General features: G+C 60.0%; 23 protein-coding genes. 13 read left to right on the top strand and 10 right to left on the bottom strand.

Annotated elements, in window-relative coordinates; all coding sequences use genetic code 11:
• The first annotated feature begins 136 nt into the window (after positions 1–136).
• Positions 137–1,369: an ROK family transcriptional regulator gene (locus EGT36_RS23755; RefSeq protein ID WP_167497240.1), complete on the top strand. Its 1,233-nt coding sequence runs from the start codon at positions 137–139 to the stop codon at positions 1,367–1,369.
• A gap of 16 nt (positions 1,370–1,385) precedes the next feature.
• On the opposite strand, the gene EGT36_RS23750 is transcribed toward EGT36_RS23755, so the two are convergent.
• The 7 genes from EGT36_RS23750 to EGT36_RS23720 all read right to left on the bottom strand — a co-directional run bounded on the left by EGT36_RS23750 (position 1,386) and on the right by EGT36_RS23720 (position 10,777).
• Complete coding sequence (locus EGT36_RS23750; RefSeq protein WP_125271176.1) at positions 1,386–2,930, bottom strand: glycerol-3-phosphate dehydrogenase; 1,545 nt, start codon at positions 2,928–2,930, stop codon at positions 1,386–1,388.
• Positions 2,931–3,095: 165 nt separating this feature from the next.
• Positions 3,096–3,512 carry a methylmalonyl-CoA epimerase gene (gene mce, locus EGT36_RS23745; RefSeq protein ID WP_125271175.1) on the bottom strand — a complete coding sequence of 139 codons (417 nt, stop codon included), beginning with the start codon at positions 3,510–3,512 and terminating at the stop codon, positions 3,096–3,098.
• 12 nt (positions 3,513–3,524) lie between these two features.
• Positions 3,525–5,666, bottom strand: coding sequence for a methylmalonyl-CoA mutase (gene scpA, locus EGT36_RS23740; protein ID WP_125271174.1), 2,142 nt, complete (start codon positions 5,664–5,666; stop codon positions 3,525–3,527).
• Positions 5,667–5,799: 133 nt separating this feature from the next.
• On the bottom strand, positions 5,800–7,803 hold the full coding sequence (locus EGT36_RS23735) for an acetyl-CoA carboxylase biotin carboxylase subunit (RefSeq protein WP_125271173.1): 2,004 nt from the start codon (positions 7,801–7,803) through the stop codon (positions 5,800–5,802).
• Positions 7,804–7,846: 43 nt separating this feature from the next.
• Positions 7,847–8,224: a hypothetical protein gene (locus EGT36_RS23730; protein WP_004445608.1), complete on the bottom strand. Its 378-nt coding sequence runs from the start codon at positions 8,222–8,224 to the stop codon at positions 7,847–7,849.
• 21 nt (positions 8,225–8,245) lie between these two features.
• Entirely contained in the window at positions 8,246–9,142 is an 897-nt protein-coding gene (yghU, locus tag EGT36_RS23725) for a glutathione-dependent disulfide-bond oxidoreductase (RefSeq protein WP_125271172.1), read from the bottom strand.
• A gap of 102 nt (positions 9,143–9,244) precedes the next feature.
• Positions 9,245–10,777, bottom strand: coding sequence for an acyl-CoA carboxylase subunit beta (locus EGT36_RS23720; RefSeq protein WP_125271171.1), 1,533 nt, complete (start codon positions 10,775–10,777; stop codon positions 9,245–9,247).
• A 118-nt stretch (positions 10,778–10,895) separates the two neighbouring features.
• On the opposite strand from EGT36_RS23720, the gene EGT36_RS23715 reads away from it, so the two are divergent.
• On the top strand, positions 10,896–12,314 hold the full coding sequence (locus EGT36_RS23715) for a helix-turn-helix domain-containing protein (RefSeq protein WP_125271170.1): 1,419 nt from the start codon (positions 10,896–10,898) through the stop codon (positions 12,312–12,314).
• Positions 12,315–12,320: 6 nt separating this feature from the next.
• Here the strand turns inward: EGT36_RS23715 and EGT36_RS23710 are convergent, their stop codons facing one another.
• The gene (locus EGT36_RS23710; RefSeq protein ID WP_161794443.1) at positions 12,321–12,977 is read right to left on the bottom strand and encodes a DNA-3-methyladenine glycosylase family protein; all 657 of its coding nucleotides are present in this window, start codon (positions 12,975–12,977) and stop codon (positions 12,321–12,323) included.
• A gap of 39 nt (positions 12,978–13,016) precedes the next feature.
• On the opposite strand from EGT36_RS23710, the gene gluQRS reads away from it, so the two are divergent.
• Positions 13,017–13,916, top strand: coding sequence for a tRNA glutamyl-Q(34) synthetase GluQRS (gene gluQRS, locus EGT36_RS23705; protein ID WP_037092717.1), 900 nt, complete (start codon positions 13,017–13,019; stop codon positions 13,914–13,916).
• On the opposite strand, the gene EGT36_RS23700 is transcribed toward gluQRS, so the two are convergent.
• The gene (locus tag EGT36_RS23700) at positions 13,884–14,801 is read right to left on the bottom strand and encodes a YihY/virulence factor BrkB family protein (RefSeq protein WP_004445618.1); all 918 of its coding nucleotides are present in this window, start codon (positions 14,799–14,801) and stop codon (positions 13,884–13,886) included. The two genes, gluQRS and EGT36_RS23700, sit on opposite strands and share 33 nt — an antisense overlap.
• Positions 14,802–14,980: 179 nt before the next feature.
• Between EGT36_RS23700 and EGT36_RS23695 the strand changes: the two genes are divergently transcribed.
• From EGT36_RS23695 to EGT36_RS23660, 8 genes are all read left to right on the top strand, one after another.
• Positions 14,981–15,814 carry an SDR family oxidoreductase gene (locus EGT36_RS23695; protein WP_037092716.1) on the top strand — a complete coding sequence of 278 codons (834 nt, stop codon included), beginning with the start codon at positions 14,981–14,983 and terminating at the stop codon, positions 15,812–15,814.
• 16 nt (positions 15,815–15,830) lie between these two features.
• Positions 15,831–16,028: a twin transmembrane helix small protein gene (locus tag EGT36_RS23690; RefSeq protein ID WP_004445622.1), complete on the top strand. Its 198-nt coding sequence runs from the start codon at positions 15,831–15,833 to the stop codon at positions 16,026–16,028.
• Between the two features lies 1 nt (position 16,029).
• On the top strand, positions 16,030–16,608 hold the full coding sequence (locus tag EGT36_RS23685) for a cob(I)yrinic acid a,c-diamide adenosyltransferase (RefSeq protein WP_022563004.1): 579 nt from the start codon (positions 16,030–16,032) through the stop codon (positions 16,606–16,608).
• A 32-nt stretch (positions 16,609–16,640) separates the two neighbouring features.
• Positions 16,641–17,414: a rhomboid family intramembrane serine protease gene (locus tag EGT36_RS23680; protein ID WP_004445626.1), complete on the top strand. Its 774-nt coding sequence runs from the start codon at positions 16,641–16,643 to the stop codon at positions 17,412–17,414.
• A gap of 180 nt (positions 17,415–17,594) precedes the next feature.
• Positions 17,595–18,341: an electron transfer flavoprotein subunit beta/FixA family protein gene (locus tag EGT36_RS23675; RefSeq protein WP_022563006.1), complete on the top strand. Its 747-nt coding sequence runs from the start codon at positions 17,595–17,597 to the stop codon at positions 18,339–18,341.
• 25 nt (positions 18,342–18,366) lie between these two features.
• Entirely contained in the window at positions 18,367–19,296 is a 930-nt protein-coding gene (locus EGT36_RS23670; protein WP_125271169.1) for an electron transfer flavoprotein subunit alpha/FixB family protein, read from the top strand.
• Positions 19,297–19,410: 114 nt separating this feature from the next.
• Positions 19,411–20,292 (top strand): 3-hydroxybutyryl-CoA dehydrogenase, encoded by an 882-nt coding sequence (locus EGT36_RS23665; protein ID WP_037092713.1) that lies wholly within the window; start codon positions 19,411–19,413, stop codon positions 20,290–20,292.
• Between the two features lie 133 nt (positions 20,293–20,425).
• Positions 20,426–21,082: a hypothetical protein gene (locus EGT36_RS23660; RefSeq protein WP_037092712.1), complete on the top strand. Its 657-nt coding sequence runs from the start codon at positions 20,426–20,428 to the stop codon at positions 21,080–21,082.
• Positions 21,083–21,104: 22 nt separating this feature from the next.
• On the opposite strand, the gene tlpA is transcribed toward EGT36_RS23660, so the two are convergent.
• A complete protein-coding gene (gene tlpA, locus EGT36_RS23655) occupies positions 21,105–21,767 on the bottom strand; it encodes a thiol:disulfide interchange protein TlpA (protein ID WP_037092758.1) in 663 nt (220 codons plus the stop codon).
• Positions 21,768–21,789: 22 nt separating this feature from the next.
• Here tlpA and argH point away from each other — a divergent pair, with 22 nt between their 5' ends.
• Complete coding sequence (argH, locus tag EGT36_RS23650) at positions 21,790–23,190, top strand: argininosuccinate lyase (RefSeq protein ID WP_034497212.1); 1,401 nt, start codon at positions 21,790–21,792, stop codon at positions 23,188–23,190.
• Positions 23,191–23,284: 94 nt separating this feature from the next.
• Complete coding sequence (gene lptM, locus EGT36_RS23645) at positions 23,285–23,488, top strand: LPS translocon maturation chaperone LptM (protein WP_004445637.1); 204 nt, start codon at positions 23,285–23,287, stop codon at positions 23,486–23,488.
• Positions 23,489–23,491: the final 3 nt, after the last annotated feature.

Raw genomic sequence — 23,491 nt, 5'->3', positions numbered from 1 at the left:
TTAATGTCAGAGATTCCCCATGCTGTCAACAACGGCTGCGGGCAGCATCCGGGTGCCTTGATCTTGTCCAGCACATGCGCCATGGACAGGTCTAGCACGACAGGAAAAAGGCCGTTCAGGGAGCATGCCCCAGCCCATGTCCGCCATTGCAAGCACGGAACTGGTGCGCCAGAAAAACAGCCTGTCGGTGATGGCAGCACTGCGCCTGCACGGCAGTCTCTCCCATACGGACATGTCGACTTTCACCGGGCTTGCTTCAGCAACCGTTTCCGCCATCACCACCGAGCTTGAGCGGGCGGGCCTCATATTACGGAAGGAACAGCTCGCAACCGCCGGTCGGGGCCGGCCGCGAATTCTCTTCGGGCCACGCGGGGCTTTCTGTCACGTCGCCATCGTCATCATTTCTTCAGATAGCGTGCAATATTCGCTGGTCGATTATGCCGGCAAGCTGGTGGACCGCTTTACCGAACAGAGGATCGCCGCTGAAAAAGGCACGTTCGGCGGCGCGATCCTTGGCGGCCTTGCACGGCTTGCCGACCGCTCACGCATCGACAGTCATGATATTCTCCAGGTCTCGATCAGCAGCAAGGGGCTGGTGGATGCGGGCGCGGCAACGCTTCTCTGGTCTCCGGTTCTCGGCGACGAAAAGATAGATTTCCGGCAGCTTGTTTCGCAAGACGGGCGCACCCGCGTGACGTTGAACAACGAGACGCTGCTGGCCGCAAAAGCCATCTGGATGGGAGAGCATGCGAAGGGCAATCCCGCGCCGGATGCCCTTGTTACCCTGTCGCTCGGCCATAGTATTGGCCTTGGCGTCGCCCGTGCAACGGGCGGCATGATCGAGGTCAGCGCCCCCAACTTCGGACATATGCTGCATCTGGCCGACGGCGCCTTGTGCCGCTGCGGCACCAAGGGCTGCATCGAGGCTTATTCCGGCTTCTACGCCATCCTGCGCTCGGCTTTCGAGGCCCCACCGCAGGCCGAACCTGCGAAGTTCGTGCCGATAGCCGAGGTGGACAAGATCGCCGCTTCAGCCCGCGCGGGGGGACGCATGGCGCGGTTTGCGTTCCGCACCGCTGGGCTGGCGCTCGGCAACGGCCTTTCACGCCTCTTCAGCCTGCATGGTCATATGCCGGTTTTCATCACCGGCCCCGGCACGCGTTATTTCGACCTCCTGGAAAGCGGCCTGCGCGACGGGCTGGCGCAATCGCAAGCAGTGCGTTTCGGCGGCATGCCGGAAATTGTAATAGCACCGAACGAACCGGAACTGGTGTTCGAAGGGCATATGGAACACGCTCTTTCCGCCGCCGATGACTATATATTGAGTGCAGAAAGCTTTCCGAAACCGGCGAGGAACTCCACAGCCTGACACTAGCGGAAGACGTTCAGGCTCGCTCCACCGCAGCTTCCGCCTTTTCCCTTCCACCCGTCAGCTTGGATACGAAGTCATCCAGCTCGGCAGCCTCGGCCTTGCTCATGCGAAGGCCCTGTTTCGTACGTCGCCAGAGAATGTCCTCGGCCGTGCAGGCCCATTCCTGCTCAACCAGCCAGCGCACCTCGCATTCATAGAGCGTGCCGCCGAAATGCCGGCCGAGCCCGGCGGCATCGGTAACGCTGCCCAACAATTCCGCAGCCTTCGTACCGTAGTTTCTGACTAGCCGCTCGGCATGGTGTCCATCGAGGAAAGGATATCGGGAGACAAGCGCCCGCACCCGCGTCTCATATCTCTCCGCGCCGAAATCTCCACCCGGCAGGTGTGAGCCCGCCGTCCATGGCTTGCCCTTCTCGCCGATCGCCGCGCCGATCTTTTCCAGCGCATGTTCCGCCAGCCGTCGATAGGTGGTGAGCTTGCCGCCGAAAATATTGAGGAGTGGAGCTTGCCCGTTGCCCTCCTCAACCTTCAGCACGTAATCGCGTGTGGCTTCCTGCGCTTTCGAAGCACCATCATCAAACAGCGGCCGCACGCCGGAATAGGTCCAGACGATGTCTTCCGGCCGAACCGGCTCGCTGAAATAGTCGCTGGCGGCGTTGCAGAGATAGGAAATCTCTTCCTCGGAAATGCGAACCTTGGCCGGATCGCCCTTGTAGTCGCGATCCGTGGTGCCGATCAGCGTGAAATCCCGCTCATAGGGAATGGCGAAGATGATGCGGTTGTCAGGGTTCTGGAAGAAATAGGCGCGCGGATCGGAAAACTTCCGGCGCACGATAATATGGCTGCCCTGCACGAGCCGGACATTATGCACATCCTTTCGCCCGAAGACGCCGGACAGCACCGTATCCACCCAGGGACCAGCGGCGTTCACCAGCATACGTGCCTTGTGCACGCCCGCACGGCCGGTTTTTTCGTCCAGAGTTTCGATGAGCCAGAGCCCACCTTCGCGTCGTGCGGAAACGACCCGCGTGCGGTTCATGATCATCGCGCCGCGATTAGCGGCATCGCGCGCATTGAGAACCACGAAACGGGCATCATCCACCCAACCGTCGGAATATTCGAAGGCCCTGGCAAAAGCCGGCTTCAGAGGCTTTCCAGCCGGGTCCTTCCGCAGATCGAGCGTTCGGGTGGCTGGCAAAAGTTTCCGGCCGCCGAGATTGTCATAAAGAAACAGGCCAAGCCGAACCATCCAGGCCGGGCGCACCCCGCCCTTCTGAATGGGCAGGACGAAACGCATGGGCCAGATGACATGCGGCGCCATGGCCCAGAGAATTTCCCGCTCCATCAGCGCCTCGCGCACCAGACGAAACTCGTAATGTTCGAGATACCGCAGGCCGCCATGGATGAGCTTGGTGGCGGCGGACGACGTGCCGGAAGCGAAATCGCCTTTTTCCGCAAGCGCCACGGAATAACCCCTGCCCACCGCATCGCGGGCAATGCCGCAGCCATTGATGCCGCCGCCGATGACAAAAAGATCAAAAATGTTCTCGCTGGACATGAAGCCTCCGCGACAATGCAAGGGAGAACCCTTTATGGAAAGACAATTACATAAAAACGAAAACAAAACGAATGTCAAAAGAAAACAAACGAACCACGAAAGCACGTGTGAAAGCGCCGCCGTGAGCATTGCCTCACAGGGTCAGCCTCCTAGGAGATTTATGTTTCAGCCGTGTGTCTGAGAAACCTGCTCGAGCTCATAAAGCACCCCGCCCATATCCTTCGGATGCAGGAAAAGAACGGGATTGCCGTGCGCGCCGATCTTTGGCGTGCCATCGCCGAGAATACGGACGCCTTTTTGAATGAGGTCGTCGCGCGCCGCCAGTATATCCGGCACCTCGAAGCAGAGATGATGTGTGCCGCCGCCCGAATTGCGTTCAAGAAAAGTGGCAATCGGCGAGTTTTCCCCGAGCGGGTGAAGAAGTTCGATCTTGGTGTTATCAGCCTGAATGAAAACAACCGTCACGCCATGTTCAGGCAGGGCTTGTGGTTCCGAAACCGCCGCGCCAAGCGCCCTGTAACGGGCAATGGCGGCATCGAGGTCGGGTACCGCGATGGCGACGTGATTCAATCTTCCGAACATGGCCGCCTTCCCTCACACGTTCCGCCTGATGCCTTCGAGCAGGTCGAGCACCTTGTTGGCCGCATCCATGACATTGGTACCGGGGCCGAAGATGGCCGAGACTCCGTGGTCGAGCAGGAACTGATAATCCTGGCGCGGAATGACCCCACCGACAACAACGATGACGTCTTGCGCGCCTTTCTGTTTCAGCGCCTCGACCAGCTGCGGCGCAAGCGTCTTGTGCCCTGCGGCGAGCGACGACATGCCGACCACATGCACCTTGTTCTCAACGGCAAGCTCGGCCGCCTCCGCCGGTGTCTGGAACAGGGGACCGGCCAACACGTCGAAACCAATATCGCCGAAGGCAGACGCAATAACCTTTGCGCCACGATCATGCCCATCCTGCCCCAGCTTGGCGACCATGATGCGCGGTTTTGTGCCGATCCGTTCAGCCACACCTGAAAGGCGGGCGGCAAGCGTAGCGAGTTCCGGCTCATCCTTATAAGCCTCGCCGTAGATATCGCTCACCACCTCGGGCACCGCAGCGTGGTCTCCGAAGGCCGCGCGCAGCGCATCGGAAATCTCTCCCACCGTGGCGCGTGCACGGGCCGCAACGACGGCGGCTTCGAGAATATTGCCCTTGCCGCTGCGGGCCACCTCCGAGAGCGCCTGCAAAGCGGCGGTCACGTCCTTGCCATCGCGGCGCCGGCGCGTGTCTTCGATGCGGCGGATTTGCGCGGCCCGCACGGCGGCGTTATCGATATCGAGAACATCGATATCCTCTTCATTCTCGAGACGATAGCGGTTGACGCCGACGATCACCTCCTCGCCCTTGTCCACCGCCGCCTGCCGGCGTGTCGCGGCCTCTTCGATCAGCCGTTTCGGCAGGCCTTCCGCCACGGCCTTTGTCATGCCGCCAAGCGTCTCGACCTCCTCGATCAGCGCCCAGGCCTTCTCGGCCAGCTCATTCGTCAGGCTTTCGACATAATAGGAACCGGCCAGCGGATCGACGACCCTGGTGACGCCGGTTTCGTGCTGGAGGATAAGCTGGGTATTGCGGGCAATGCGGGCAGAGAATTCCGTCGGCAGCGCAATCGCCTCATCGAAGGAATTGGTGTGCAGTGATTGCGTGCCGCCGAGCACGGCGGACATGGCCTCGAAGGCAGTGCGGACGATGTTGTTATAGGGGTCCTGCTCCTGGAGCGACACGCCCGACGTCTGGCAATGGGTGCGCAGCATCAGCGAGGACGCCTTTTGCGGCTTGAATTCCTCCATGATACGTGACCACAGCAGGCGCGCGGCGCGCAGCTTGGCCGCTTCCATGAAGAAATTCATGCCGATGGCGAAAAAGAACGACAGGCGGCCGGCAAAATCGTCAACATTCAGCCCCTTGGCCAGCGCCGCCCGCACATATTCACGGCCATCCGCGAGTGTGAAGGCAAGCTCCTGCACCAGCGTCGCCCCGGCCTCCTGCATATGATAGCCGGATATCGAGATGGAGTTGAATTTCGGCATCTCCCTCGCCGTATATTCGATGATGTCGGCGATGATCCGCATCGAGGGTTCGGGCGGATAGATATAGGTGTTGCGGACCATGAACTCCTTGAGGATGTCGTTCTGGATGGTACCGGAAAGCGCTGCACGCGGCACGCCCTGCTCCTCCCCCGCTACGATGAAACTGGCAAGTACGGGAATGACCGCGCCATTCATCGTCATGGACACCGAGACCTTGTCGAGCGGGATGCCGTCGAACAGGATTTTCATGTCCTCGACGCTATCGATCGCCACGCCTGCCTTGCCGACATCGCCCTCCACGCGCGGATGGTCGCTGTCATAACCGCGATGGGTAGCGAGATCGAAAGCCACGGAAACGCCCTGCTGACCGGCGGCCAGCGCCTTGCGGTAAAAGGCATTCGAGGCTTCCGCGGTGGAGAAACCGGCATATTGGCGGATGGTCCAGGGCCGTCCCGCATACATGGTGGCGCGCGGGCCGCGGGTGAAAGGCGCAAATCCCGGCAGGCTGTTCAGATGGGAAACATGTTGCAGGTCGTCGGCCGTATAGAGCGGCTTGACCTCGATACCCTCGGGCGTGTGCCAGACGAGTGTGTCCGGTGAGCGCTTCAGCTCCTTTTCAGCAAGGTGAAGCCAATCCCGCACCGTTTTTTCACCCGACATGCATCTCTCCCCGTTTGCATTTCGCTCTAGCATTCCAGCGGGAGATCAAGGCAGATTCGCCCGGCCCGTCCGCAGGTCCGACCCCGTAAACCGCCCCGGCCGGTATCCGTTCCGGACAAACCGGCAGCGACCCTCACTCGAACTCGAGAATAACCTCATCCACAGCGAGACTATCGCCGGGTTTCGCCGCCACTCTCGCAACACGACCGCGTTTTTCGGCACGCAGGATGTTTTCCATCTTCATGGCTTCCACCGTCGCCAGTGCCTGCCCGGCCTCTACCTCGTCACCCTCACACACCGAAATACCGGTGATGACCCCCGGCATGGGGCAGAGCAGCAGTTTCGACGTATCCGGCGGCAGTTTTTCCGGCATCAGCAGCGCCAGTTCCGCCACGCGCGGGCTGCGCACGCGGGCGAGAACATCCATGCCACGCCAGCGCAGACGAACCGCTGCGCCTGCAAGGTCGACCTTGACGGCAATGACCTCGCCCGCCACCGTAAACTGGCCAAGGCTTTGACCGGGAAGCCAGCCGGTATCGATGGTGAGCGCTGTCCCGTCTTCAAAACGGACCGCCGCGCCATCCGCACCGGTTTCAATGCTGAGCCGGTGGCGGAACCCACCAAACGAAACCATCCAGTCTTGCCCGATAATGCGGCGATGATTGCCGATGGTACCGGAAATTTCCACCGCTCGGTTCTGCACACGCTGATTGATGATAGCGGCAATGGCAGAAAGCCTGCGTGCTGCGGCTTCATCCGGCTCGACGCCGGAGAAGCCTTCCGGAAACTCTTCCGCGATGAAGCCCGTCGTGAGCCTGCCAGAGCGAAAGCGCTCATGCTGCATGACGGCCGACAGGAAGGGCAGATTGTGGCCGATGCCCTCGACTTCGAAACGGTCGAGCGCCCGCCCCATGGCATCGATGGCCGTTTCGCGATCCTTGCCCCAGCTGCACAGCTTGGCGATCATCGGATCGTAATACATCGAAATCTCGCCGCCTTCGAAAACACCGGTATCGTTGCGGAGAATGGTGCCGTTTTCCTGCGCCCCCTCCTGCGGCGGCCGATAACGCGTCAGACGACCGATCGAAGGAAGGAAGTTGCGATAGGGATCCTCGGCATAAAGCCGGCTTTCGATCGCCCAACCGTTCAGCTTCACATCCGCCTGTCCGAAGGAAAGCCTTTCACCCGAGGCCACACGGATCATCTGTTCAACCAGATCGATGCCGGTGATCAGTTCCGTTACCGGATGCTCCACTTGCAGGCGGGTGTTCATTTCGAGAAAATAAAAGTTGCGGTCGCCATCAACAATGAATTCCACCGTGCCGGCGGAGTGGTAACCGACCGCTCTCGCCAGCGCCACGGCCTGCTCGCCCATGGCATGCCGAGTCGCCTCGTCCAGAAACGGCGACGGCGCTTCCTCGATGACCTTCTGATTGCGCCGCTGGATCGAGCATTCGCGCTCCCCGAGATAAAGGATATTACCGTGCCTGTCGCCCAGTACCTGTATCTCGATATGGCGCGGCTGGGTGACGAATTTTTCGATGAAGATGCGATCGTCACCAAAGGAGGATTTCGCCTCGTTTTTCGAGGACTGGAAACCCTCGCGCGCCTCAGCGTCGTTGAAGGCGATGCGCATGCCCTTGCCGCCACCGCCGGCAGACGCCTTGATCATGACCGGATAACCGATCTGCGAGGCGATCTTCACCGCCTCATCCGCATCCTCGATCAGCCCCATATGGCCGGGTACGGTGGAAACGCCGGCTTTCGCCGCCAGTTTCTTCGACGTGATCTTGTCACCCATGGCCTCGATCGCGCCGACGGGCGGACCGATAAAAACGACACCCGCCTTTTCCAGCGCCTGCGCAAAGGCAGCGTTTTCCGACAGGAATCCGTAGCCCGGATGGACCGCATCCGCTCCGGTCTTCTTGATCGCCTCAAGGATCTTGTCGATGACGATATAGGACTGTGACGAGGGTGCCGGGCCGATATGAACGGCTTCATCTGCCTGTCTCACATGCAGCGCATTGGCATCGGCATCCGAATAGACCGCAACGGTGGCGATGCCCATCTTCTTCGCCGTCTTGATGACCCGGCAGGCAATCTCGCCGCGATTGGCGATGAGGATTTTCTTGATCATGCGGTTGTTGCCCTCTCCCTCAGCACAAACCCTTAAACAGCCCTCAAATCTCGAAAAAATTCTCGAAGGATTCCGGGAAATTCTGCCGGGCGACGCGTTCGTCTATGACGAGCATTGCCTGATAGGAAACAGGGTCGAAATTTTTCTCCGCAGGTACGACCTCGCGGCCGAAAAGCAGGTTGAGGCGGGCGGCGTCGAGATTGCCGCGCTCGAAGGGCTCGGCACCGAAATGGTGCCAGAGCGAGTGCAGAAAGGCGGCATCGATGCGATGCTCCTTGGTGTCGTTGCGCGCCCGGCGGGGTATCATCTTGATCGGTGTTACCCCTTTGGGGTTGGCGCGGCGGATGGTGAACTGGACGCCCGTGCTCGGCATACCGGAGGGAAATCCCTTGTGTTTGGTCATTTCGGGCAGGTTCGCCATCTTTAGTCCTTCTTGTATTTGTTACGCCTTGCCGATCTTGTCCTGCGTCTTCGTGTCGAAGTCGGAGGCATCGTGGCGTTCATGCAGTTGTTCAGACGGATCGCCGGAGGTCTTGTTGACGATCACGCCGCGTTTTACAGCAGGGCGTTCGCCGATTTCCAGCGTCCAGCGCATGACGTTCTTATAACCGTCTGCTTCAAGGAAAGCACCCGCATCGCCATATGCCTGGCCAAGCGCGATCTTGCCATACCACGGCCACACCGCCATGTCGGCAATCGTGTATTCCGAACCGGCGAGATAACGGTTTTTGGCGAGATGGCGATCCAGCACGTCGAGCTGGCGTTTGACTTCCATGGCGTAACGATCGATGGCGTATTTGATCTTGATCGGCGCATAGGCATAAAAATGGCCGAAACCACCGCCGAGGAAGGGGGCGGAGCCCATCTGCCAGAACAGCCAGTTCAGCGCCTGCGTGCGGGCATTGCCCTCCTTCGGCAGGAAGGCGCCGAATTTTTCCGCGAGGTAAACGAGGATAGAGCCGCTTTCGAAAACGCGCGTCGGCTCAGGCGTCGAATGATCCATCAGCGCCGGGATCTTGGAGTTCGGATTGACGCCGACGAAACCGGAACCGAACTGGTCGCCTTCGCCGATCTTGATCAGCCAGGCATCATAGTCTGCGCCCTTGTGGCCGGCAGCCAGCAATTCTTCCAGCATGATGGTGACCTTCTGGCCATTCGGCGTCGCCAGCGAATAAAGCTGCAGCGGATGCTTGCCGACGGGAAGTTCCTTTTCATGGGTGGGACCGGCGATCGGCCGGTTGATATTGGCGAACTGGCCGCCATTGCCCTTGTCCCAGGTCCAGACCTTGGGCACTTCATACCCGGCGGGGAAATTATCTGCTGAGGATTTTTCGGCCATGAAAATGTGTCCTTGTGCGTTTCAAGAGGACATCCGGACATCCGGGCGCCTGAACATCCATATAGTAAGGTGGCCGAAGCATTTTTCCAGCCCTTCAGCAGATCAGAGCGGAATGGTGTCGTGTTTCTTCCAGCGGGTTTCCACGCTCTTGTTGCGCAGCGACGCAAACGCGCGGGCGATGCGGCGGCGCGAGGAATGCGGCATGATGACCTCATCGATAAATCCGCGCTCCGCCGCGACGAAGGGATTGGCGAAACGCTCCTCATATTCTCTCGTGCGCGCAGCGATCTTCTCGGCATCGGCAAGCTCGGAACGATAGAGGATTTCCGCCGCGCCCTTGGCACCCATCACGGCAATTTCGGCCGTTGGCCAGGCGTAGTTGACGTCCGCCCCGATATGTTTGGAGGCCATCACGTCGTAAGCCCCGCCATAGGCCTTGCGGGTGATCAGCGTCACCATCGGCACTGTCGCCTCCGAATAGGCGAAGAGAAGTTTTGCGCCGTGCTTGATGACGCCGCCATATTCCTGGGCCGTGCCTGGCAGGAAACCCGGCACATCCACCAGCGTCAGCAACGGAATGTTGAAGGCGTCGCAGAAGCGCACGAAGCGGGCGGCCTTGCGCGAACTGTCGATATCGAGGCAGCCGGCCAGCACCATCGGCTGGTTGGCGACGACGCCGACCGTCTGGCCTTCGAGACGAATGAAGCCGGTGATGATGTTTCGGGCAAAGGCCTCCTGCAACTCGAAGAAATCGCCCTCGTCGGCCAGCGCGTGGATCAGCTCCTTCATGTCATAGGGCTTGTTGGAACTGTCAGGGATCAGCGTATCGAGCCGCGCTTCCAGGCGCGCCGGATCGTCGTGGAACGGCCGCACCGGCGGCTTTTCGCGATTGTTGAGCGGCAGGAAATCAAAGAGCAGCCGCACATGCTCCAGCGTCTCGATGTCGTTTTCGTAAGCGCCGTCAGCGACGGAAGATTTTTTGGTATGGGTCGAGGCGCCGCCCAGTTCTTCGGCCGTGACGATCTCGTTCGTCACCGTCTTCACCACATCCGGCCCTGTCACGAACATGTAGGAGGTGTCACGCACCATGAAGATGAAATCGGTCATGGCAGGCGAATAAACCGCACCGCCCGCACATGGCCCCATGATGACGGAGATCTGTGGCACGACGCCGGAGGCGACGACATTGCGCTTGAAGACATCGGCATAACCGCCAAGCGAGGCCACGCCTTCCTGAATACGCGCGCCGCCGCTGTCGTTGAGGCCGATAACAGGCGCGCCGTTACGCACCGCCATATCCATGATCTTGCAGATTTTCTGCGCATGGGTCTCGGATAGCGAACCGCCGAGCACGGTGAAATCCTGGGAAAACACATAGACCTGCCGGCCATTGATGGTGCCCCAGCCGGTCACGACGCCGTCGCCCGCCACCTTCTGCTCCGCCATGCCGAAATCCACCGCACGGTGGGTGACATACATGTCGTATTCTTCGAAGGAACCTTCATCTAAGAGCACGTCGATGCGCTCGCGCGCCGTCAGCTTGCCCTTGGCATGCTGCGCATCAATGCGCTTGACGCCGCCGCCGAGCCGCGCCTCTTGCCGCCGCGTTTCCAATTGCTCCAGAATGCCGGGCATGTTTCCTCCATGCGTTTCCTCAAAATCAATAGCTTAGAAAACATTCGCCTAGAAGCCTTGATCGTGCGCGTATGCGTGCCATAAATATTTGCAATATTTAATTTTGCAAAGTTGCAACATGGCGACGGAAAAGCTCTTCATCGGCCGCAAGGTGCGCGGCCTTCGCGAAAATGCCCGCGCCACGCAGGCGCAATTTGCCGAACGGCTGGGCATCTCCGCGAGCTATCTGAACCAGATCGAAAACAACCAGCGCCCCGTTTCGGCCAGAGTTCTCGTGACGCTGGTGGAAAAATTTCAGCTCGACATGGCGGAACTGGCGACGGGCGAGAGCGACCGGCTGGTTTCCGCCCTGCGCGAGGCGCTGAAGGACCCGCTGTTCATGAATTACGAACCGGGGCTTCAGGAGTTGAAGCTGATTGCCCAGAACGCACCGGGTTTTGCCCATGCGCTGCTGCGCGCCCATCAGGCCTATCGCCAGAACAGCGAGCAGCTGGTGCAGCTGGATGACAGGCTGGGCCGCGGCACCGCGCAGGTGGAAAGAACCCCCTATGAGGAGGTCCGCGATTTCTTTCACTTCGTCGACAATTACGTTGCCGAGATCGACCTTCTGGCCGAGGAGCTGGCGCAGGAACTGGAGATCGAGGGAGGCGAGACCGACGGCATTCTAGCAGCACATCTCAGGAACCGTTACGGCATCCATATCACAAGAACCGCGGCGGCAGGCGGGCTGATCCGGCATTTCGATCCTGTCGGTAAAACGCTCGCCCTCAGCTCCTACATGGCCGCATCCACCCGCTGTTTTCAGCTCGCCTTGCAGATCGCCCAGCTTCACGCCGGCCCGACGGTGGACAGGGTGCTGGCCGGCGCCGGTTTCCGCAACACGGAAGCGGCCGAAATCTGTCGTATCGGACTGCACAATTATTTTGCCGCAGCGCTCATCCTGCCCTATTGGCAATTTCACCGGGCGGCGCAGGAGCTACGCCACGATCTCGAACTTCTCGCCGTGCGTTTCGGCGCAAGCCTTGAGCAGGTGGCCCACCGTCTGAGCACCCTGCAGCGACCCGGCATGAAGGGCGTACCCATCTTTTTCGCCAAGATCGACCGCGCCGGCAACATCACCAAACGCCACAGCGCCACGCGGCTGCAATTTGCCCGCTTCGGCGCGGCCTGTCCGCTGTGGAATATCCATCAGGCTTTCGAAAGCTCCGACAGGATCGTGCGGCAGCTGGCGGAAACGCCTGACGGCGTGCGCTATCTTTCCATTGCAACGCAGATCGAAAAGGCCGGCGCCGGCTTCAATACGGAAAGGCCGCGTTACGCCATCGCACTCGGCTGCGAGATTTCCCATGCGCAGAATTTCGTCTACGCCGACACGCTCGATCTCGGCAATGCGGCTTCCTTCAAACCGATCGGCATTTCCTGTCGGGTGTGCGAAAGGGTGGATTGCGTGCAGCGCGCCGTGCCGCCGCTGAAACGCAAGCTGCATTTCGATCATCTTTCACGCGGCGCCCTGCCCTATCGGATTGCCGATTTTTGACCCCGCTCAGGGCAGTGGCACCATCGCGCGCCGCATGATGTTGGCGTAATAACCCCAGAAAAGCCGGGCGGCTACAGAGCGCCATGGCGACCAGAGCGTCGCGCGTTCCGCGAGCCATTTCGCTTCCGGCCTTATCTCCAGATCGAGCGCATGTGCCACCGCTGATCTCAGCGCCACATCGCCAACGGGAAAAATATCCGGATGCCCGCCGCAGAACATCAGATAGACCTCGGCCGTCCATGGGCCTATGCCACGAAGCGCCACGAGTTCAGAAAGGGCTGCACTCCCCTCCTTGCGCACCACGCCGTCAAGGTCGATCTGCCCTTCGGTAACGGCGCGAGCCAGTCCTTCCAGCGTCGTCGCCTTGGCGCGCGAAAGGCCGAAAGTAGCCCGCAATTCCTCCGGTGCGCCGAGATAATTTTCCGCCGTGACCGCGCCGCCCGTCCCGGTGAGAATACGCGCCCATATGGCAGTGGCGCTGGCGCGCGACACCATCTGCGAGACGACGATATGAGCAAGGCCGGCAAAGCCGGGCTCGTGGATGCGCAGTTCCAGCGGACCGGCTATCTCAATGACAGGGGCAAGTGCGGGGTCGAGGCGGGCGAGATGCTCCAGCCCTTCGCTGATGTCATCCATCCCGGTGATGATTTTCATGTCGGTCATTCCATATGCCGCCAGCCCGCTGGCGGGGTGCATTAAAACATGGCAGAAGAAACCATGCCTTCATCCATCCGTCAAAAACCGGTTTACCGTTTCGCGCCAAGCCCCAACGGCCCGCTGCATCTCGGCCATGCGTTTTCCGCATTCCTGAACCATGACATGGCGCTGGACAATGGCGGCCGCTTTCTGCTGCGTATAGAGGATATAGACCAGACGCGCTGCACGCCGCAGCTGGAGCAGGCGATCTATGATGATCTCGGCTGGCTGGAACTCTCTTGGGAAGAGCCAGTGCGGCGACAATCGGAGCATTTCGATGAGTACCGGATGGCGCTGCACAGGCTGATCGAGGCGGATCTTGCCTATCCCGCCTTTCTCAGCCGTGGCGAAACCAGGGCCATTGTCGGTGCCTTCGAAGCGGAAGGCGGGACATGGCCGCGCGATCCTGACGGAGCGCCGCTCTATCCGTCCGTCGACCGCGAGAGGCCGAAGGCGGAACGGGCGGCCCTGCTTGCATCCGGCCGGCAACATGCCTGGCGGCTCGACATGGACAAGGCGATCCGCGCCGCCCGCACCCCTCTGTTCTGGCAGGAGAGCGGCGACGGGGCGACGGGGCAGATCGATGCCCTACCCGCGCTCTGGGGCGATGTGGTGCTGTCGCGTTCCGACGCGCCTTCGAGCTATCATCTTTCCGTTGTGGTTGACGATGCATTGCAGGGGATCACCCATGTGGTGCGCGGCATGGATCTCTTCCATGCCACCGCCATCCACCGGCTGCTGCAGCAGCTGCTGGACCTACCGCAGCCCGCTTATCATCATCACCGGCTGATTTTGGGCACGGACGGGCGCAAGCTTTCGAAAAGCGAAGGCAGTACCGGGCTTTCCGCCCTTCGCGCCGAAGGAGCGACGCCCTCAGATATCCGCCGGCTTGTCGGCCTCCTCTAGCGCCTGCCCGCGGCGCGCGCCATTGCCGCCGATGTTACGGCGGATGATCTGCCGGACCTTGTATTTCATCAACGCGGCATTCACCTCCGCGCCGAGCATGAAGATGACGCCGACCATATAAAGGAACACCAGAACCACCATGACGGAGGCGAGACCGGCATAGGTGGCGGCATAATTGGCGAAGGTGGAGAGATAATAGGCGAAGATAGCCGCGCCGATGACCCAGAATATCATCGTCAGCAAAATACCCGGCCAGACATCCCAGATGCGGCGCTTGCCTGCGGGTAGCCACAGATGCGCCGCCACCAGCCCCGCCGTCAGCACCACGATGGTGCCATAAAGGCCGAGGCTGGAAATGGTGTTCAGCACATCCGTCAGCCACGGAAACCGCCGTTCGGCGAAGGACATGGCGACCGGCACGGCGACGAGCACGGTGCTGATGCCGGCAAAGACCACAACGGCAATCAGGACATAAAGCAGGCTGAGCAGCCGGGTCACATACCACCAGCGCGTTTCCGTGACGCGATAGGCGCGGTTCAGCGAAATGCGCAGCGCCTCGACGCCGTTCGAGGCGAAGTATGCAGCCGCCAGTACCGAAATCGTCAGCAGGCCGCCGCGCGGGATGGTGAGAACCTGCTGCACCTGAGCTGCCAGCGGACCGGCAATTGCTTCCGGCCAGGTGTCGAAAATCAGATGCACCGCCGTTTCTGAGAACTGGTCGGCGCCCAGAAAACCGGCCAGCGCCGTGCCGAAGATCAGGAACGGAAACAGCGCCAGCAGGATGGACAGCGCCATGTGGCTCGCCATCGCCCAGCCGTCATCCTCGGCGAAATGGGAATAGGCATCGAAGGCAACCTTGCCTGCCAGGCGCACTGCGGCAACCATGTCGCCTCCATTCATCGGCATTTCATTTGTAACTTCGCCCCGAATATGGGAAATCAGCTTCGTTTTGTACAGCGCGCAAGCTGACCTTTCGGTTCCCGAAGGACACGGATTTCGCGCGATTGGATTTTAACGGGCCGGGTAATCGGACCAGAGCGACAGTCGGTTTCCCGGAGCGGCAAATGTCTGAAAAACCCGTCATCATCGTCACCGGATGTTCCTCGGGGATCGGCGCCTATTGCGCCGGCGCGCTCCACCGGGACGGCTGGCGGGTCTTTGCCACCGTGCGGCGCATCGCTGACATGGCAGCCCTCGAAAATCAGGGCATAGAAACCCTGATCATGGATTACACAAAGCCCGAAACCATCGCCGCGCTGGTCGACACCGTCGCCGCCCGCACCGGCGACCGCATCGATGCGCTTTTCAACAATGGCGCCTATGGCCAGCCGGGCGCGGTGGAGGACCTGCCAGTCGAAGCGCTGAGAGCCCAGTTCGAAACCAATGTCTTCGGCTGGCACGATCTGACGCGGCGGGTCATTCCCTTTATGCGGGCGCGTGGTGCGGGCCGCATCGTGCATTGCTCGTCCATTCTCGGGCTCGTGCCCTATCGCTATCGCGGCGCCTACACCGCTTCGAAATTCGCGCTTGAGGGGCTGGGCGTCACCCTGCGCATGGAGCTTCAGGGCAGCGGTATCCATGTCAGTCTGATCGAACCCGGCCCGATCACGTCGAAATTCACCGCGACGGCGCTTGCTCATATCAATGAGCATATCGATCTCGAAAATTCGGCCCATGCGGCAGAATATAAACGCCAGCTGGCGCGTATGGATGGTTCCGGCCCCGTCAACCGTCACAAGCTCGGCCCGGATGCCGTTTATGCCGTGCTGAAACACGCCCTGACGGCTGCAAGGCCGAAACCACATTATCCCGTTACCGTTCCGGCCAAACAGGGGCTTATGCTGAAACGGCTCTTGCCTGCCGGACTTTTCTATCGTCTGCTGCGCAGATTCGATTGAGGAGGAGTAATACCGCATGTCCGGCTTCACCACCGTTCTGGCCCTTATCGTCATGGGGCTTGTCGTCATCGTGTTGATACGCGGCCTCTTCAACATGCTGAAGGGACAGGACGCCAACCGGTCCAACAAGCTGATGCAGCTTCGCCTGCTTCTGCAGGCCATTGCCATCGCTCTGATCATGCTCACCCTCTGGCTCACCGGAGGCGGCCGCTGACATGGTGAAACTGAACAAGATCTACACCCGCACCGGCGACAAGGGCACGACGGCGCTGGTTTCCGGCCCGCGCCGACCGAAGCACGATCTGCGCGTCGAAGCCTACGGCACGGTGGACGAGACCAATTCGGCCATCGGTGTCGCGCGGCTTCACACGGCCGGGCTGGAAAAGCTGGATGCCATGCTTTTCCGCATCCAGAACGATCTTTTCGACCTCGGCGCCGATCTTGCCACGCCTGACGATGGCGAACCGCTGCCTTACGAACCGTTGCGTATAGTCGAAAGCCAGGTCACACGGCTGGAAAGCGAAATTGACGACCTCAACGCCACCCTCGAACCGTTGACGTCGTTCGTGCTGCCGGGCGGCAGCGCCGCGGCGGCAAATCTGCATTTGGCACGCACGGTTTGCCGGCGCGCAGAAAGGCTGATGGTGGAGCTTTCCGTCACCGAGAATGAGATCGTCAGCCCGGCCGCCATCAAATATGCCAATCGCCTCTCCGACTTCCTGTTTGTCGCGGCCCGTTTCGCCAATGATGCCGGCAAGGCCGACATATTGTGGGTTCCGGGCAAGAACCGCTAAGGCGTTTCAACGACGCAACCAAAGGGCGTTCGATGTTCATACCGCTGCACGATGCGAATTCCCTCAAGCATATCCGGCTGCAATATGTCACCATCGGCCTGATCGTGGTCAACGTGCTGGTCTGGCTGTTTACCGGCGTGCTGGCCAGCGACACCGAAGCCAATGCCGCTGCCCTCGGCCTCGGCTTCATTCCCGCCGTGGTGTTCGATTACGCCTATCTGGAACCCGCCCTGCAGGTCGTGCCTGATGACCTCACCGCCATCACCTATGCCTTTCTTCATCTCGATTTCTGGCATCTGGCCGGCAACATGCTGTTTCTCTGGGTCTTCGGCGACAATGTCGAGGATGCGCTCGGCCATTTTCGTTTCCTGATCTTCTATCTCGCCTGTGCCATCGCCGGCGCGCTGTTTCACGGTTTCGTCGCACCCACCTCGGAAGGACCACTGATCGGTGCCTCGGGTGCGGTTTCCGGCGTCGTCGCGGCCTATTTCCTGCTGCATCCCAAAGTGCGCGTCTGGGTGCTGGTCCTCATGCGCATTCCGCTTCCACTGCCCGCCTTCATTCCCCTGGCGCTGTGGATCGGCCAGCAGTTCCTGATGCTGGCGCTCGGGCTGGAAGAGAATGTCTCCTGGGGCGCGCATGTCGGCGGCATCTTGGCGGGCGCCATCATGGTAATTTTCATGCGCAGACGGGGCGTTCCCCTGTTTGATCGCACCATTGTCCCGCCGAGGGCGGCGCAGTTCAAAAATACGTCGCAAACGGCGGGGTTGTCGCAAATCGAACGCGGCTATGACGGGGGTAGATGAGACGTCACGTGAGAGATAGAGTATTTACGTTAACGTCAACGTAAGATATGCCTTGTGTGCATGCGATAATGAAGATTGCTCCGTTGTAATTGCGGGAAAAATGCTTATCCATGTCGCCAACCTGTTTTTGGAGGTCCGCTCGGCACTGCCAAGCGGACAGGAGTTTGAGGAAAGCCGCCGATGAAAATCCTTGTCCCCGTTAAACGAGTCGTCGATTACAACGTGAAGATCCGCGTGAAGGCGGATGGTTCTGGCGTTGAGCTTGCCAATGTGAAGATGTCGATGAACCCGTTCGACGAAATCTCGGTGGAAGAGGCCCTTCGCCTGAAGGAAGCCGGCAAGGCTGAAGAAGTCGTCGTCGTCTCCATTGGACCTGCCAAGGCGGAAGAAACGCTGCGCACCGCGCTTGCGATGGGTGCCGATCGCGCCATCCTGATCGAGACCGATGAAACGGTCGAGCCGCTCGCTGTCGCCAAGCTCCTGAAGGGCGTGGCCGAGGCTGAGCAGCCCGGTCTCGTCATTGTCGGCAAGCAGGCGATCGATGACGACTCGAACCAGACCGGCCAGATGCTTGCGGCCCTCCTCGGCTGGGGCCAGGGCACCTTCGCCTCAAAGGTCGTGCCTGCCGACGGCAAGGTTGCGGTGACCCGCGAAGTCGATGGCGGCCTGCAGACCGTGGAACTGAAGCTTCCCGCTGTCGTCACCACCGATCTTCGTTTGAACGAGCCGCGTTATGCCTCGCTGCCGAACATCATGAAGGCGAAAAAGAAGCCGCTCGACAAGAAGGCTCCGGCCGATTTCGGCGTCGATGTTTCGCCGCGCCTGAAGGTGTTGAAGACCGAAGAGCCGGCGGGCCGCAAGGCCGGCATCAAGGTGGGCTCGGTTGCCGAGCTGGTCGAAAAGCTCAAAGCCGACGGCGTCCTCTAAGGTTTCGGAAAAGGGAGATATTCTCATGGCCATTCTTCTTCTGGCAGAACACGACAACGCAACCCTTTCCGACCTGACGGCAAAGACCCTGACGGCGGCAACTCAGATTGGCGGCGACGTCCATGTGCTGGTCGCCGGATCCGGCGCCAGGGGCGCTGCCGACGCCGCAGCAAAACTTTCCGGTGTTTCCAAGGTGCTGCTTGCCGACGATGCATCCTATGCAAACCAGCTGGCGGAACCGCTGGCGGCGCTGATCGTTTCGCTTGCCCCGTCCTATGACGTCATCATCGCTCCTGCGACCGCCTCGGCAAAGAACGTCACGCCGCGTGTTGCTGCGCTTCTCGACGTGGCTCAGGTCTCGGAAATCATCGAAGTTGTCAGCCCGGATACCTTCAAGCGCCCGATCTATGCCGGTAATGCCATCCAGACCGTTCAGGCAACCGATGGCAAGAAGGTCATCACCGTTCGCCCGACCGCCTTTGCGGCAGCGGCAGAAGGCGGTTCGGCAGCGGTCGAGACGATCGCCGCCGCTGAAAACCCCGGCGTCTCCTCTTTCGTTTCTGATGCACTGGCCTCGTCCGACCGTCCGGAACTGACCTCGGCGAAGATCATCATCTCGGGTGGCCGTGCTCTCGGTTCTTCGGAAAACTTCAAGGAAGTCATCCTTCCTGTCGCCGACAAGCTCGGTGCTGCCGTTGGTGCATCGCGCGCTGCCGTCGATGCCGGCTATGCGCCGAATGACTGGCAGGTGGGCCAGACCGGCAAGGTCGTCGCCCCACAGCTTTACATCGCGGCGGGCATTTCCGGTGCCATCCAGCATCTGGCCGGCATGAAGGACAGCAAGGTCATCGTCGCCATCAACAAGGACGAAGAAGCGCCGATCTTCCAGGTTGCCGATTACGGCCTTGTGGCGGACCTCTTCGAGGCATTGCCGGAACTGCAAAAGGCTCTCTGATTTCAAATAGATGATGAAGGCGGCGCGTTTTTTGAACGCGCCGCCTTCTCTTTTTCGGCGATATGCGTAACATCGCCAGCGAATTTGCACATGCAGCACATGGGAGAACAGCATATGACCGCCCCCTTTAAGAACATCGGTGTCATCGGAGCCGGTCAGATGGGGTGCGGCATCGCACATGTCTCTGCGATTGCCGGCTACAGGGTTCATATTTACGATCTTTCCAAAGACGGCATCGAGGCCGGCCTTGCCACCATCAACGGCAATCTCGCGCGCCAGGTCACCAACGGCAAGCTTTCCGACGAGGCCCGCAAGCAGGCCCTGGCGCTCATCAGCGGTTCGACCGATGTCAACGACCTGGCACCCATGGACCTCGTCATCGAGGCTGCCACCGAGAACGAAGAGATCAAGCGCAAGATCTATGCTCAGATCTGCCCGGTCCTGAAGCCGGAGGCGCTTCTCGCCACCAACACGTCTTCACTTTCCATCACCCGGCTTGCCTCTGCCACCGACCGTCCGGAACAGTTCATGGGCATCCACTTCATGAACCCGGTGCCGGTCATGAAACTGGTGGAACTGGTGCGCGGCATCGCCACCAATGAAAAGACCTTCGATGCGGCCAAGGACTATGTGCGGACGCTCGAAAAGGCGATCACCGTCGCCGAAGATTTCCCGGCCTTTATCGTCAACCGCATCCTTCTGCCGATGATCAACGAGGCAATCTATACGCTTTATGAGGGCGTTGGCTCCGTGGAAGCCATCGACACCGCCATGCGCCTCGGCGCGAACCACCCGATGGGTCCGCTGCAGCTCGCAGACTTCATCGGCCTCGATACCTGTTTGTCGATCATGCAGGTGCTGCATGACGGCCTGTCCGACAGCAAATACCGCCCTTGCCCGCTGCTGGTCAAATATGTCGAAGCCGGCTGGCTCGGCCGCAAGTCCGGCCGCGGTTTTTATGATTACCGCGGCGAGACGCCGGTTCCGACACGATAGAACCTTCACTGTTCTTTCGTTGCTGGACCGCAGAAGGCAGCCGGGCGACAATGCAATCTATGCGATTATAAAGTAAGTAGACGCGCAGTGCGTGCGCACCCAAGATCATGCTGTGATTCTTTTGGGGGCTTACATGAAAATTCATACTGCAATGTCTATTGTCGCCATTCTCGCGAGCGGTTGCGTTTCGGAAAATCCGCGGGAGATTGTCAGAAGGGCTGGTTATCTCACGACGGTGCCGCCCAGCACCAGCTTTGGTCCAGGTAACATCGTCTGGAAAAAGACCAATCGATATAACGACAAAGACGATATCTCGCTTGGTTACATCTGCTCTCCGGAATATGTGACGTTCCCTGGCAGCCCTGAAAAAGGGAGGGGCGAAATCAGTGATTTCGGGCGAAAGAAGGATTTCTCCTTCAATGCAGACAATCTGCAGAAACTCGGATTTTCAAGCAGCGCGCAATATGTGAACAACCTGACAATCAGGTTCAGCAATATCGAATATCTCGAATACGGCCTCGACAAACTCGAAGCCATAGAAAAGACGCTGGGGCCGGAGTGCCGCAATATCCTTCGGAAACAACGCAAGAAGCAAAATGCACATATTGTACGTTCTGCTTTCAAGGCGGATCTGGATTACGCCATTACATATAAGGCATCAACCAGCGCCTCCATCAAAGCTGCAATATTGAAGGAAATTGAAGCCGGGTTTGGCATTACCCTTGAAGGCAATCAGGGTCGTGTCGGCCGAGGCCTTTATTACGGTGTATCGGTGGACCCGCTATACTGAGTTCGAAAAGTCTTATCGGCAGTCATTTGACTGCCGATATCAGCGCCTTCGCATCTTCGCTATCCCACGCCGCCGGGCCGTTCATGGCGCCGAGCAGGCACCCGTTTTCGTCCAGCAGCAGGGTTGCGGGCAGGCCAAAGGCAAGGCCTTCCTTTTTGAGAACGTTGAAAACGCCCATGGAACTGTCGCGATAGTGCTTCAGGGAATCGATCTTGTATTCGTCCATGAAGGCTTTCGGCTTCTCATCCCCGCCCGTATCGATGTTAACAGCCACGACTTCAAAGCCGTTACCGCCCTTTTCCTTCTCCAGCGCGTTCAGCGCCGGCATTTCTTCCCGGCAGGGCACGCACCACGTCGCCCAGAGATTGAGCAGCACCGCTTTACCCTTGAGATCGGCAAGGCTCATATCTTTCCCCTCCGGCCCTTTGAAGGAGAGCGGAATAACGCGCGGGGTGTCTGCCGCCGACATAGCCGCCACCTGGCCCTTCAGAAAGGGTTTCAGCGTCGCAATGCGGTTCGCCGCACCTTCACATAAACCGGCGTCGGCCACCGCTGCCCCTTGAACCGGGCTCTCAGACCCAATATGCCTGAACCAGACCGCGCCTGCACCGGCGAGCACACCGGCAACGGCAGCAATTGCAACCAATTTGGCGGAAGGAAGCCTGAACGGCCTTTTCTCTGTCATCGAATACTCCAGGGCATCACACATGGCTGACGGCACAGATCAGAAATCCTCCAACCAGATGTGGGGCGGGCGTTTCGCTTCCGGGCCATCTGCCATCATGGAAGAGATAAATGCCTCCATCGGCTTCGACAAGAAACTTTACGCCCAGGATATCCGCGGCTCTATGGCGCATGCCGCCATGCTGGCATCTAAAGGCATTATTTCGCCTGAAGATAAAGACAAGATCACCGAAGGCCTGAACACGATCCTGTCAGAGATCGAATCCGGCAGCTTCGAATTCTCCCGCAAGCTCGAAGATATTCACATGAATATCGAAGCGCGGCTTGCCACCCTCATCGGCCCGGCCGCCGGCCGCCTCCATACCGCCCGCTCGCGCAACGACCAGGTGGCGCTCGATTTCCGCCTGTGGGTCAAGGAAGAATTGCAGAAGACCGAAGGCATGCTGACGGCGCTCATCGCTGCCTTCCTCGACCGCGCCGAGGAAAACGCCGATACGGTCATGCCCGGCTTCACGCATTTGCAGACGGCGCAGCCTGTCACCTTCGGCCATCATTGCATGGCCTATGTGGAAATGTTCGGCCGTGACCGCGCCCGCGTACGCCACGCCATCGAGCACATGGACGAAAGCCCGATTGGTGCGGCTGCCCTTGCCGGCACCGGCTATCCGATTGATCGCCACATGACGGCCAAGGCGCTCGGTTTCCGCGAGCCGACCCGCAACTCCATCGACACCGTGTCCGACCGCGATTTCGCGCTGGAATTCCTGTCGATCGCCTCCATCTGCGCCACGCATCTGTCGCGTCTTGCCGAAGAGATCGTCATCTGGTCGACGCCGCAATTTGGTTTCATCCGGCTGTCGGACGCCTTTTCCACAGGCTCGTCGATCATGCCGCAGAAGAAGAACCCTGATGCCGCTGAGCTGGTGCGCGCCAAGACCGGCCGCATCAACGGCTCGCTGATCGCTCTCCTCACCGTGATGAAGGGTCTGCCGCTCGCCTATTCCAAGGACATGCAGGAAGACAAGGAACAGGTTTTCGACGCCGCCGAAAGCCTGGAACTGGCGATCGCCGCCATGACCGGCATGATCCGCGACCTTGAAGTGCGCAAGGACCGCATGCGGGCGGCGGCAGGCTCCGGTTATTCCACCGCGACCGATCTGGCCGACTGGCTGGTGCGCGAAGCGGGACTGCCCTTCCGCGATGCTCACCATGTGACCGGCAATGCCGTGGCGCTGGCGGAAAAGAAAGGCTGCGATCTCGCCGATCTTTCGCTGGAGGAGTTGCAGGCGATCCACCCCGGTATCACCAACAGCGTTTTCGATGTTCTTTCGGTGGAAGCATCGGTCGCCAGTCGCACAAGCTTCGGCGGCACGGCTCCTTCGGAGGTGCGCAAACAAATCGCCTGGTGGCGCGGCCGCAACTGATAAATCTGCGTTAAGCCGCGATCACAAGAAACAGGGTGCACAAGCGCCCTGTTTTTCGTTATCAGAGATGCACATATTTCCTTTGGACAGGCCCATGCTTTCAAAATCCGTGCGCAAACTCATCGTTCCCATCGGCATGACGCTTGCCGTAAGCCTCGCTCTCAGCGCCTGCGGGCGCAAGGGCGACATCGATCCGCCGAGCACGCCGGTCGAAATGCGCAACAAGCGCGCCGCCGATGGCAGTGAGCCGAAGCCGGCAACGGCGGAACGGCCCTTCATTCTCGACAAGCTTCTCTGACGG

It is taken from the genome of Agrobacterium sp. FDAARGOS_525, from assembly GCF_003938925.1.
GTDB classification, from domain to species: Bacteria; Pseudomonadota; Alphaproteobacteria; order Rhizobiales; family Rhizobiaceae; genus Agrobacterium; species Agrobacterium pusense.
Note: the sequence above shows the minus strand (reverse complement) of the source record. Positions and strands in the feature narration are given on the sequence as shown.

Bases quoted from the DNA above. Each gene is read 5' to 3' on its own strand.
- EGT36_RS23700 (WP_004445618.1), bottom strand. From the start codon at position 14,801: ATGGTTGCCGCAGTGCGCCTGGCAGGCAAGGTTGCCTTCGATGCCTAT.
- lptM (WP_004445637.1), top strand. From the start codon at position 23,285: ATGCTTTCAAAATCCGTGCGCAAACTCATCGTTCCCATCGGCATGACG.
- EGT36_RS23680 (WP_004445626.1), top strand. From the start codon at position 16,641: ATGTTCATACCGCTGCACGATGCGAATTCCCTCAAGCATATCCGGCTG.
- EGT36_RS23685 (WP_022563004.1), top strand. From the start codon at position 16,030: ATGGTGAAACTGAACAAGATCTACACCCGCACCGGCGACAAGGGCACG.
- mce (WP_125271175.1), bottom strand. From the start codon at position 3,512: ATGTTCGGAAGATTGAATCACGTCGCCATCGCGGTACCCGACCTCGAT.
- EGT36_RS23660 (WP_037092712.1), top strand. From the start codon at position 20,426: ATGAAAATTCATACTGCAATGTCTATTGTCGCCATTCTCGCGAGCGGT.
- argH (WP_034497212.1), top strand. From the start codon at position 21,790: ATGGCTGACGGCACAGATCAGAAATCCTCCAACCAGATGTGGGGCGGG.
- EGT36_RS23730 (WP_004445608.1), bottom strand. From the start codon at position 8,224: ATGGCGAACCTGCCCGAAATGACCAAACACAAGGGATTTCCCTCCGGT.
- EGT36_RS23715 (WP_125271170.1), top strand. From the start codon at position 10,896: ATGGCGACGGAAAAGCTCTTCATCGGCCGCAAGGTGCGCGGCCTTCGC.
- EGT36_RS23755 (WP_167497240.1), top strand. From the start codon at position 137: ATGTCCGCCATTGCAAGCACGGAACTGGTGCGCCAGAAAAACAGCCTG.
- tlpA (WP_037092758.1), bottom strand. From the start codon at position 21,767: ATGACAGAGAAAAGGCCGTTCAGGCTTCCTTCCGCCAAATTGGTTGCA.
- EGT36_RS23735 (WP_125271173.1), bottom strand. From the start codon at position 7,803: ATGATCAAGAAAATCCTCATCGCCAATCGCGGCGAGATTGCCTGCCGG.
- EGT36_RS23720 (WP_125271171.1), bottom strand. From the start codon at position 10,777: ATGCCCGGCATTCTGGAGCAATTGGAAACGCGGCGGCAAGAGGCGCGG.
- gluQRS (WP_037092717.1), top strand. From the start codon at position 13,017: ATGGCAGAAGAAACCATGCCTTCATCCATCCGTCAAAAACCGGTTTAC.
- EGT36_RS23670 (WP_125271169.1), top strand. From the start codon at position 18,367: ATGGCCATTCTTCTTCTGGCAGAACACGACAACGCAACCCTTTCCGAC.
- EGT36_RS23710 (WP_161794443.1), bottom strand. From the start codon at position 12,977: ATGACCGACATGAAAATCATCACCGGGATGGATGACATCAGCGAAGGG.
- scpA (WP_125271174.1), bottom strand. From the start codon at position 5,666: ATGTCGGGTGAAAAAACGGTGCGGGATTGGCTTCACCTTGCTGAAAAG.
- EGT36_RS23675 (WP_022563006.1), top strand. From the start codon at position 17,595: ATGAAAATCCTTGTCCCCGTTAAACGAGTCGTCGATTACAACGTGAAG.
- EGT36_RS23695 (WP_037092716.1), top strand. From the start codon at position 14,981: ATGTCTGAAAAACCCGTCATCATCGTCACCGGATGTTCCTCGGGGATC.
- yghU (WP_125271172.1), bottom strand. From the start codon at position 9,142: ATGGCCGAAAAATCCTCAGCAGATAATTTCCCCGCCGGGTATGAAGTG.
- EGT36_RS23750 (WP_125271176.1), bottom strand. From the start codon at position 2,930: ATGTCCAGCGAGAACATTTTTGATCTTTTTGTCATCGGCGGCGGCATC.
- EGT36_RS23665 (WP_037092713.1), top strand. From the start codon at position 19,411: ATGACCGCCCCCTTTAAGAACATCGGTGTCATCGGAGCCGGTCAGATG.
- EGT36_RS23690 (WP_004445622.1), top strand. From the start codon at position 15,831: ATGTCCGGCTTCACCACCGTTCTGGCCCTTATCGTCATGGGGCTTGTC.